The 8,136-nt window shown below is 70.4% G+C and carries 8 protein-coding genes and 1 pseudogene; 4 read left to right on the top strand and 5 right to left on the bottom strand.

Annotated elements, in window-relative coordinates; translation table 11 throughout:
* Nucleotides 1-1,017: pseudogene (locus ACXJLU_RS31725) on the top strand (hypothetical protein); the annotation flags it as partial.
* 77 nt (nucleotides 1,018-1,094) lie between these two features.
* On the opposite strand, the gene ACXJLU_RS31730 reads toward ACXJLU_RS31725, so the two are convergent.
* The 5 genes from ACXJLU_RS31730 to lptF are packed head-to-tail and all read right to left on the bottom strand — an operon-like array spanning nucleotide 1,095 to nucleotide 5,888.
* A complete protein-coding gene (locus ACXJLU_RS31730; protein ID WP_457337734.1) occupies nucleotides 1,095-2,246 on the bottom strand; it encodes a pyridoxal phosphate-dependent aminotransferase in 1,152 nt (383 codons plus the stop codon).
* Between the two features lie 19 nt (nucleotides 2,247-2,265).
* Nucleotides 2,266-3,222, bottom strand: coding sequence for a CysB family HTH-type transcriptional regulator (locus tag ACXJLU_RS31735; RefSeq protein WP_073468094.1), 957 nt, complete (start codon nucleotides 3,220-3,222; stop codon nucleotides 2,266-2,268).
* 34 nt (nucleotides 3,223-3,256) lie between these two features.
* The gene (locus ACXJLU_RS31740; RefSeq protein ID WP_457337735.1) at nucleotides 3,257-3,643 is read right to left on the bottom strand and encodes a sirohydrochlorin chelatase; all 387 of its coding nucleotides are present in this window, start codon (nucleotides 3,641-3,643) and stop codon (nucleotides 3,257-3,259) included.
* Nucleotides 3,640-4,743: an LPS export ABC transporter permease LptG gene (lptG, locus tag ACXJLU_RS31745; RefSeq protein ID WP_457337736.1), complete on the bottom strand. Its 1,104-nt coding sequence runs from the start codon at nucleotides 4,741-4,743 to the stop codon at nucleotides 3,640-3,642. The genes ACXJLU_RS31740 and lptG overlap by 4 nt, the downstream gene beginning before the upstream one ends.
* Nucleotides 4,740-5,888, bottom strand: a complete 1,149-nt coding sequence (lptF, locus tag ACXJLU_RS31750) for an LPS export ABC transporter permease LptF (protein WP_457337737.1) — start codon at nucleotides 5,886-5,888, stop codon at nucleotides 4,740-4,742. Before lptF ends, lptG begins: the two co-directional genes overlap by 4 nt.
* A gap of 26 nt (nucleotides 5,889-5,914) precedes the next feature.
* Here lptF and ACXJLU_RS31755 point away from each other — a divergent pair, with 26 nt between their 5' ends.
* From ACXJLU_RS31755 to ACXJLU_RS31765, 3 genes are all read left to right on the top strand, one after another.
* Nucleotides 5,915-7,387, top strand: a complete 1,473-nt coding sequence (locus ACXJLU_RS31755) for a leucyl aminopeptidase (protein ID WP_457337738.1) — start codon at nucleotides 5,915-5,917, stop codon at nucleotides 7,385-7,387.
* 27 nt (nucleotides 7,388-7,414) lie between these two features.
* The gene (locus ACXJLU_RS31760; protein WP_073468089.1) at nucleotides 7,415-7,855 is read left to right on the top strand and encodes a DNA polymerase III subunit chi; all 441 of its coding nucleotides are present in this window, start codon (nucleotides 7,415-7,417) and stop codon (nucleotides 7,853-7,855) included.
* Nucleotides 7,856-7,940: 85 nt separating this feature from the next.
* On the top strand, nucleotides 7,941-8,136 hold a 196-nt coding region (locus tag ACXJLU_RS31765), incomplete at its 3' end, for a hypothetical protein (RefSeq protein ID WP_457337739.1).

Consider the following 8,136-nt stretch of genomic DNA (forward strand, 5'->3'; position numbering starts at 1 on the left):
GCCTCGGGGAGCACGCCGGCCGAGCCGCCGCGCACCATCCCGGCGGCGATGGCACCCGAGCCGTTCGGGGGCGGGGCGGTGCTGGTCGACACGCCGCCTCCGGTGCGCAAGCGGCCCGCCGCGCCGGCGCCGATGTCGCCGATGGCCTCCGACGTCACGCTGACCCCGCGCGCGGTCGCCGCGATGCAGGCCACGCTGGCGCGGGCGACCGAGCCCGGTCCCGACATCGACCCCGATTCGCTCGAGCCGCACCGGCCGATGTCGGCCGACGAGCTGATCGACCTCGACCAGCAGGTCGAGTTCTTCGTCGTGCTCGGCCAGGACGATGCCGCGGTCGACCTGCTGATGGGCCACGTGCGCAGCACCGGCGGCGTGAGCCCGCTGCCGTATCTGAAGCTGATGGAGATCTACCGCCGCCGCGGCGAGCGCGATCCGTACGACCGCATCCGCGAGCGCTTCAACCGGCGCTTCAACGCCTACGCGATCGAGTGGGACGAGCACGATCCGTCGAAGGAGCGCGATCTCGAAGAGGGCTTCCCCGAGCTGCTGGCGCGCGTGCAATCGCTGTGGTCGGCACCGGCCGAGGCGATGGCCGCGCTCGACGGTGCGCTGTTCCGCCGCAGCCAGGGGCCGCCGTTCGACGTGCCGGCCTACCGCGACCTGCTGTTCCTGTACGGCATTGCGCGCGACCTGGCCGAGCGCGACGTGCGCCCCGAGGGCGTCGACCTGCTGCTGCCGATCGATTCGGGGCTCGGCATCACGCTCGATCTGTCACAACCCGAGCCGCGGCCCGATTCCGCGCCGATGCCCTTGCAAAGCGACCCGGTGCCACCGGCACCGCAGGTCGAGCGGCTCTCGCTCGACCTCGACATCTCGACCGACCCGGCCAAGTTGTCGGGACCGGTGATGCCGCCGCCGCTCGACGCGCCCGACTCGCACCCGGGCCTCGATTTCGACCTCAGCGAACTGAGCGAGCTCGACAGCACCCGCAAGCCCAAGACGCGCGGTTCGCGTTGACCCTTCGACGGGCTCAGGTCCTTCGACGGGCTCAGGATGATCGGGCCCTTCGACAGGCTCAGGGCGAACGGGAAGGGCTATAGCTTCGCCAGCCGCTCCAGCGCGCGCTGCAGCGTCTCGTCCTTCTTCGCGAAGCAGAAGCGCGCGAGCTTCTGCTCGAAGCCGCCGGCATAGAACACCGACACCGGGATCGCGGCGACGCCGATCTCGCTCGTCAGCCAGCGGCAGAAGCCTTCCTCGCTGAGATCGCTGACGGCCGAGTAGTCGACGCTCTGGAAATAGCTGCCCGCGCTCGGCAGCAGCTTCAGCCGCGTGGCGGCCAGCCCGGCGCGGAACAGGTCGCGCTTGCGCTGGTAGAAGGCCGGCAGCTCGAGGTAGGGCGCCGGGTCGGCCATGTACTCGGCCAGCCCGTGCTGCACCGGCGTGTTGACGGTGAAGACGTTGAACTGGTGCACCTTGCGGAACTCGGCCGTCAGCGGCGCGGGCGCCGCGACGTAGCCGACCTTCCAGCCGGTCACGTGATAGGTCTTGCCGAAGCTCGAGACGATGAAGCTGCGCGCCGCCAGCTCGGGGTGGCGCGCGACGCTCTCGTGCCGCTGGCCGTCGAACACCATGTGCTCGTAGACCTCGTCGGCGATCACGAACACGTCGGTCGGGCGCAGCAGCGCGGCGAGCTGCTGCATCTCGGCCTCGGTCCAGACGGTGGCGCTCGGGTTGTGCGGCGTGTTGATGATGATCGCGCGGGTGCGCGGCGACAGCGCGGCGCGGATGCGCTCGAAATCGGGCCGGAAGGTGCGTGGGGTGAGTGGCACATGCACCGCGGTGCCGCCGGCCAGCACGATGTTCGGCTCGTAGCTGTCGTAGCAGGGGTCGAGCACGATCACCTCGTCGCCCGGGTGCACGATCGCCAGCACCGCGGTGATGATGGCCTGCGTCGCGCCGGCGGTGATCGTGATCTCGGTGCCGGGGTCGTAGGCGTGGCCGTACAAGGTGGCGATCTTCGCGACCACCGCCTCGCGCAGCGCCGGCACGCCGGTCATCGGCGGGTACTGGTTCAGGCCGCGCTTCATCGCGCCGGTCACCGCATCGAGCAGCCGCGGGTCGCCGTCGAAATCGGGGAAGCCCTGGCCGAGGTTGACGGCGCCGTGCTGCTGCGCCAGCGCCGACATCACGGTGAAGATGGTCGTGCCGACCTGCGGCAGGCGGCTCTCGATGGTGGGGGTTCGCATGGTGATCAACTCGGTGGAGTCAGAGCTGGTAGTCGTGGCCGGTGTCGGCCGCATCGCCGCTCATCGCCCGTGCGATCAGCCCGCGGTTCAGGCGGTCGGACAGCATCTCGGCGAACGCGTAGACGAAGTTTCTCAGATAGGCCCCGCGCTTGAACGCGACGCGGGTGACGTTGGTGCCGAACAGGTGGCCGACCGGGCGCGAGACGAGGTCGCCGTTCGGCGGGTCGTCGCGCACCGCGATCTCGGCCAGCACGCCGATGCCCATGCCCAGGCGCACATAGGTCTTGATGACGTCGGCGTCGATCGCCTCCAGCACGATGTTCGGCTTCAGCCGGCGTGCCGCGAAAGCCTGGTCGACCCGCGTGCGGCCGCTGAACGACGGGTGGTACGACACCAGCGGCTGCTGCGCCAAGTCCTCGAGCGAGATGCGTTCGAGCTGCGCGAGCGGGTGGCCGGCCGGCATCACCACCGCGTGCTGCCATTCGTAGCAGGGCAGGCTGACCAGCTCGTCGTGTTCGGCCAGCGCCTCGGTCGCGATGCCGATGTCGGCCACCTCCTCGATCACCATCTGCGCCACCTGGGCCGGTGCGCCCTGGTGCAGGCTGATGTTGACCTTCGGGAAGCGCTTGCGCAGCTGGGACACCGGCTCGGGCAGGAAGTAGCGGGCCTGCGTGTGCGTGGTGGCGATCGACAGCGTGCCGGCGTCCTGCTTCGAGAACTCTTCGCCGATGCGCTTCAGGTTGCCGACCTCGCGCATGATCACCTCGATGGCCTTCAGCACCTCGACGCCCGGCTCGGTGACGCGGCGCAGCCGCTTGCCGTGGCGCGCGAAGATGTCGACGCCGAGTTCGTCCTCGAGCTCGAGGATCGCCTTGGAGATGCCGGGCTGCGAGGTGAACAGCGCTTTGGCGGTCTCGGTCAGGTTCAGGTTGCGGCGCACGGCCTCCTGGACGAACCGGAACTGGTGCAGGTTCATATTCCGTTGCAATCTGTGGATTGCGCGGATTATTTCACTTCGTGTCTGTGGACGCGGCGAGCAGATGGCCGGCGGCGTCGGCCATCGCGGCGATCACCGGGTCGAGTTCACCGACGGCGGGGTGCAGTTGCCAGCGCACGCCTGGGTGCGCCGCCGCGAGTTCGTCGAGCAGCTCGGGCAGGTCCTTGCGCACGTGGCCGCCGGCACCGAGGAAGAGCGGCAGCACGTCGACGCGGGTGCAGCCTTGCGTGGCGAGTTGCCGGCCGGCCTCGCGCAGGTCGGGCGCCATGAACTCGAGGAAGGCGAGGGCGACCGGCACGCCCGGATGCGCGAGGCGCACGCGCGTGGCCACGTCCTCGAACGGCAGCGCCCAGCGCGGGTCGCGTGCGCCGTGCGCGAACAGCAGCAGGCCGCGGCTCATCGGTAGCGCACGAGCCAGCTGAACGCCGCCAGCGACAGCATCAGGTAGATCGCGCTCGGCGTGGCCGCGACGATCCACGGCGTCCAGTTCTGCAGCAGCCCCAGGTGCGCCGCGACGTTGTTCAGCAGCACGAAGCTGATGCCCAGCATGATCCCGCCGAACACCTTCAGGCTGACGCCGCCGGCGCGCGCATGCAGGTACGCGAAGGGCAGCGCGAGCGCCACCATCACCAGGCAGGCGAGCGGGTACAGCGCGCGCTTCCAGAACTGGATCTCGTGGCGCTGCGCCGTCTGCTCGTTGTCGGACAGGTGGGTGATGTAGCGGAACAGCTCCAGCGTCGACATCGAGCCCTCGGGCAGCACCGCGGCGGCCACCACGTTGGCCGGCAGCGTGCTCGCCCAGGTGTAGAGCGGCATCTGCTGCGCGTTCACCAGCCCGCCGGCGGCGGCATCGCGCCAGTCGGTGAGGTTCACGTCCTGCAGCGACCAGTTGTCGTCGCTGCCGACGCGCCCGCGCGCCGCGCTGATGCGGCGCAGCAGCCGGCCGTTGCCATCGGATTCGAAGATGCGGATGTTCAGCAGCTCGCCGCCGGCCGCTGCGCTGCCGACGTTGACCGCGTACGAGCGCTCGCCCTCGGGCGTCACGCGGTGGTCCTTCAGCCAGGCGCCGGTGATGCCCAGGCTGAAGCCGCCCTTGTAGCGCGCCTGCAGCTGCGCGGCGCCGCGCTCGCTGAGCGGCGCGAGGTAGTCGCCGACGACGAAGGTCAGCACGCCGAAGGCCATGCCCAGCCCGGTCAGCAGGAACAGCGCACGGCCCGGGCCGAGCCCGCCGGTGCGCAGCACGGTGAACTCGGACGACTGCGCGAGCCGCGACAGCGCGTAGATGGTGCCGATCAGCACCGCGATCGGCGACAGCTCGTACAGGTGGCCCGGCAGCTCGAGCAGCGAGTACACCGCGGCATGCAGCGCGGTGTAGGTCTTGGTGATGCTGCCCAGCTCGTCGACGAAGTCGATGAAGAAGAACAGCGACAGGAAGGCCACGGCGACGAAGGCCACCGACGAGACGATGTCGGCGTAGAGCAGGCGGCGGACCGTCCTCATTTCTTGCAGGCCTCCTGCATGCGCTGCTTCAGGCCGCCGCCTTGGCCATTTCCGTTGCCGTCGGCGGTGCGCCGGCGCAGGCTCCAGTGCGTGCCGTTGTCGCGCCACCAGAGCAGCGCGATGGCCAGCAGCAGCACGCCGCCGTGCATCGTGACCAGGATCGCGCCCATGCCGGCCTTGCCGCCGGCCACCCAGGCCTGCGACAGGTTGATCAGGTTGTAGTAGACGACGAAGCTCAGCAGCGCGAACAGCAGGTTCCAGTTGCTGGCGCGCCGCGGTTGCGTGGCCGACAGCCCGATCGCCAGCAGCAGCAGGTTGGCCGCGCCGAGCGTCAGGCCGAGCCGCCAGGTGAGCTCGCCCTGCGCGGCCGGCGTCGGCTCGCTCATCAGGTCGATGGTGGGGCGCGCCTTCGGCGGCGGCGCGGTCGCGCTGCTCAGCACGCGGTCGCCGGCCTGCACCTTGTAGGTCTCGAAGCGCGCCAGCGTCTTGTCGCCGCTGCGCAGGTTCTGCTCGTTCTGCTGGCCGCTGTCGAGCACCAGGAAGCGGTCGTCGTCGGTGTTCTCGATGTGGCCGCTGCGCGCCGAGGTGACCGACTCCTTGTCGCCCTGTGCGGTCAGGATGAAGACGTTGCGGCCGGTGCGGCCGTCTTCGCTGTCGCGCTCGATGAAGAAGGTGCGGTGGCCGTCGCGCGACGACTGGAACTGGCCCGGCGCGACGCGCGACAGGTCGGAGCGGCGCTCGAAGCGCTCGCGCAGCTCGGCGCTGCGTGCGTTCATCCACGGCCACACGAAGAGCGCCAGCAGCGCCACCACCAGCAGCACCGGCCAGCTGACGCGCAGCACCGGCCGCACGAAGCGCGACAACCCGACGCCGCTGGCGAACCAGATCGCCATCTCGCTGTCGCGGTACATGCGGGTCAGCGTGGAGACGGTGGCGATGAACAGCGACAGGCTCAGCATCGTCGGCAACTGGGCCAGCGCGACGTAGCCGAGCAGCAGCACCACGTCCTGCGGGGCGATGCGGCCCAGCGCAGCCTGGCCCAGCGTGCGGATCAGCATCATCGTCAGCACGATGGTGAGGATCACGACCAGCGTGGCGCCGAATGTGCGGGCGAGGTCTCGCCGCAGGGAGGAATCGAATAACATCGTTGGATTCTGGACTGGCTCGCATTATGGACTTCAGACATCAGGTTTCTTCTTCCGGCAGCCTGGCTGCCCTGCAGGCCGACGCACTGCTCGTCGTGGTCGATGCCTCGGCCGGCGGCAGCACCGTCGATGCGGCGCTCGACGCGAAGCTCGCGGCCCCGATCAACGAGGCGATCGCCCAGGGCGACTTCGCACTGAAGGCCGGGCGGGCGCTGTACCTGCACCGCGTGGCCGGCGTCAAGGCGCCGCGCGTGGTGGTCGCCGCGGCCGCCTCCGGCACCGCGAAGGCCTTCAAGGCAGCAGTCGCCAACGGGCTGGCACAGCTGAAGGGCGGCGGCGCGAAGCACGTGGCCGTCGCGCTGGCCTCGGCCGGCGAACTGGGCGCGGCGCATGCGCAGGCGCTGGTCGCCGCGGCCGGCGACGCCACCTACCTCTATCGCCACACCAAGCCCAGCGCACCGGCCGCCTCGGCCATCGCCAAGCTCACGCTGGTGTGCGACAAGGCGCAGGCGAAGGCCGTGCAGTCGGGCCTGGCGGTCGGCGAGGCGATCGGTGCCGGCGTGGAGCTGGCGCGCGAATGCGCCAACCGCCCCGGCAACCACTGCACGCCCACTTTCCTGGCCGAGCAGGCGAAGAAGCTCGCGAAGGACCACGGCCTGAAGGTCGTGGTGCTGGACCGCAAGGCGGTCGAGAAGCTCGGCATGGGCTCGTTCCTCGCGGTCGCCCAGGGCTCCGACGAGCCGCTGCGCTTCATCGTCGCGCGCTACGAAGGCGCGGCCAAGACGCAGGCGCCGATCGTGCTGGTCGGCAAGGGCATCACCTTCGACACCGGCGGCATCTCGATCAAGCCGGCCGCCGAGATGGACGAGATGAAGTACGACATGGGCGGCGCGGCCAGCGTGCTCGGCACGCTGCGCGCGGTGGCCGAACTGAAGCCGAAGCTGAACCTGATCGGCATCATCCCGTCGTGCGAGAACATGCCGAGCGGCCGCGCGGTGAAGCCGGGCGACGTCGTCACCAGCATGTCGGGCCAGACGATCGAGATCCTGAACACCGATGCCGAAGGCCGGCTGATCCTGTGCGATGCGCTGACCTATGCCGAGCGCTTCAAGCCGGCGGTCGTGGTCGACATCGCGACGCTGACCGGCGCCTGCGTGATCGCGCTGGGCCACCACAACTCGGGCCTGTTCACCGCCGACGACGCGCTGGCCGCCGAGCTGCTGGCCGCCGGCCAGAGCGCGCTCGACCCGGCCTGGCGCATGCCGCTCGACGAAGAGTACGACGAGGCGCTGAAGAGCAACTTCGCCGACATGGGCAACGTCGGCCCGCGCGCCGGGGGTGCGATCACCGCGGCGATGTTCCTGCGCCGCTTCACCGCCAAGTACCGCTGGGCCCACCTCGACATCGCCGGCACCGCCTGGAAGTCGGGCGCGGCCAAGGGCGCGACCGGGCGGCCGGTGCCGCTGCTGACGCAGTTCGTGCTCTCGCAGGCCAAGTAGGTCAGGCCAAGTAACTGCGACCAGGCGATGACAGAGGTCAGTTTCCACTTCAACGTGCCGGACCGGCTGTCGTACGCGTGCAGATTGCTGCGCAAGGCGACTCGCCGCGGTGCACGCGTGGTGGTCGCGGGCCCCGCGCCGGTGCTCGGGCGCCTCGACAAGCAGCTGTGGGTGTTCGAGCCCACCGATTTCGTGCCCCATGTGCATGCACGTGCCGGCCAGCCGATCGCGCCGCGGCTCGCGCCGACGCCGGTGTGGCTGGTCGAGCGCTTGGCCGATGCGCCGCACCATGACGTGCTGCTGAACCTCGGCGAAGAGACCGCCGACGGCTTCGAGAGCTTCGCCCGCGTGATCGAGCTGGTGTCGCGCGACGGCGACGACCGCCCGTCGGGCCGGGTGCGCTGGAAGCACTATGCCGATCGCGGTTATCCGATCGTGCGGCACGACGTGGCGCAGGAGGGCGAATGAAGCGGGCCGAGCGCCGGGCCGTTCCCAAGCCGGCCCGCATCCCCTCGGGGGATCGGGTCATGTACCCATGGACCGAGGGGCTGTCATGAGCACCACGCCGCGCCAGCAGTCGCATCGCCTGCCGGTGCTGACCGAGGTGGTGCCGAGCGCGCGCAGCGCGCCGCCGCCGGTCGCCGAGGTGGTCGAGCCGCCACCGCCGCCGCGCTCGCCTGTCGCGCCACCGCCGCGCGCGCCCGTCGCGCCGGCGCCGATCGCGCCACCGGCGTTCGCGGCCACCGCGC

Source organism: Rhizobacter sp. P5_C2, assembly GCF_054049715.1.

Bases quoted from the DNA above. Each gene is read 5' to 3' on its own strand.
- lptF (WP_457337737.1), bottom strand. From the start codon at position 5,888: ATGTTATTCGATTCCTCCCTGCGGCGAGACCTCGCCCGCACATTCGGC.
- ACXJLU_RS31740 (WP_457337735.1), bottom strand. From the start codon at position 3,643: ATGAGCCGCGGCCTGCTGCTGTTCGCGCACGGCGCACGCGACCCGCGC.
- ACXJLU_RS31735 (WP_073468094.1), bottom strand. From the start codon at position 3,222: ATGAACCTGCACCAGTTCCGGTTCGTCCAGGAGGCCGTGCGCCGCAAC.
- ACXJLU_RS31760 (WP_073468089.1), top strand. From the start codon at position 7,415: ATGACAGAGGTCAGTTTCCACTTCAACGTGCCGGACCGGCTGTCGTAC.
- ACXJLU_RS31730 (WP_457337734.1), bottom strand. From the start codon at position 2,246: ATGCGAACCCCCACCATCGAGAGCCGCCTGCCGCAGGTCGGCACGACC.
- ACXJLU_RS31755 (WP_457337738.1), top strand. From the start codon at position 5,915: ATGGACTTCAGACATCAGGTTTCTTCTTCCGGCAGCCTGGCTGCCCTG.
- lptG (WP_457337736.1), bottom strand. From the start codon at position 4,743: ATGAGGACGGTCCGCCGCCTGCTCTACGCCGACATCGTCTCGTCGGTG.